This is a genomic window from Virgibacillus sp. AGTR (genome assembly GCF_016919725.2).
Taxonomy (GTDB): Bacteria; Bacillota; Bacilli; order Bacillales; family Amphibacillaceae; genus Virgibacillus; species Virgibacillus salarius.
The window spans coordinates 1-928 of record NZ_JAJERH010000172.1; the positions used below are offsets into that span (position 1 = coordinate 1).

9 tRNA genes are annotated in these 928 nt (G+C 50.2%); all 9 read left to right on the top strand.

The window, feature by feature from the left end:
• Positions 1-58: 58 nt before the first annotated feature.
• Positions 59-134 (top strand) — tRNA-Val (locus JUJ52_RS23050).
• A 4-nt stretch (positions 135-138) separates the two neighbouring features.
• Positions 139-214: transfer RNA gene (locus JUJ52_RS23055), tRNA-Thr, on the top strand.
• Between the two features lie 68 nt (positions 215-282).
• Positions 283-358: transfer RNA gene (locus tag JUJ52_RS23060), tRNA-Lys, on the top strand.
• 15 nt (positions 359-373) lie between these two features.
• Positions 374-458, top strand: a tRNA-Leu gene (locus tag JUJ52_RS23065).
• A 21-nt stretch (positions 459-479) separates the two neighbouring features.
• Positions 480-554: transfer RNA gene (locus tag JUJ52_RS23070), tRNA-Gly, on the top strand.
• A gap of 6 nt (positions 555-560) precedes the next feature.
• A tRNA-Leu gene (locus JUJ52_RS23075) sits at positions 561-649 on the top strand.
• 3 nt (positions 650-652) lie between these two features.
• Positions 653-729: transfer RNA gene (locus tag JUJ52_RS23080), tRNA-Arg, on the top strand.
• A gap of 6 nt (positions 730-735) precedes the next feature.
• A tRNA-Pro gene (locus JUJ52_RS23085) sits at positions 736-812 on the top strand.
• 6 nt (positions 813-818) lie between these two features.
• Positions 819-894, top strand: a tRNA-Ala gene (locus tag JUJ52_RS23090).
• Positions 895-928 lie beyond the last annotated feature (34 nt).

Sequence of the window (928 nt, forward strand, 5' to 3'; positions counted from 1 at the left end):
ATTATACTTAATTTTTAATTCAAAACGCAATTTATTTATGCGTTGCACATAGTGCATCGGAGGATTAGCTCAGCTGGGAGAGCACTTGCCTTACAAGCAAGAGGTCGCAGGTTCGAGCCCTGCATCCTCCACCATAAAGCCGGCCTAGCTCAACTGGTAGAGCAACTGACTTGTAATCAGTAGGTTGGGGGTTCAAGTCCTCTGGCCGGCACCATTTTCATTATACTTGTTAATTATGTACGAGTTATTAGTTCGCTAGAACTTCTAGAATTAAAAATTTATGAGCCATTAGCTCAGTCGGTAGAGCATCTGACTTTTAATCAGAGGGTCGGAGGTTCGAATCCTCCATGGCTCACCATAATAATATAATTTTGCGGGTGTGGCGGAACTGGCAGACGCGCTAGACTTAGGATCTAGTGTCTTCGGACGTGGGGGTTCGACTCCCTCCACCCGCACCATTCATAAAAATATATTGTATTGCGGAAGTAGTTCAGTGGTAGAACATCACCTTGCCAAGGTGGGGGTCGCGGGTTCGAATCCCGTCTTCCGCTCCAAGCCAAGCCGGGGTGGCGGAATTGGCAGACGCACAGGACTTAAAATCCTGCGGTGGGTTTCCACCGTGCCGGTTCGAGTCCGGCCCTCGGCACCATAAGCGCCCGTAGCTCAATTGGATAGAGCGTTTGACTACGGATCAAGAGGTTAGGGGTTCGACTCCTCTCGGGCGCGCCATTTTTTCGGGAAGTAGCTCAGCTTGGTAGAGCACATGGTTTGGGACCATGGGGTCGCAGGTTCAAATCCTGTCTTCCCGACCATTATATGGGGCCTTAGCTCAGCTGGGAGAGCGCCTGCCTTGCACGCAGGAGGTCAGCGGTTCGATCCCGCTAGGCTCCACCAATATTTGCTCTTTGAAAACTGAACAAAACAACCA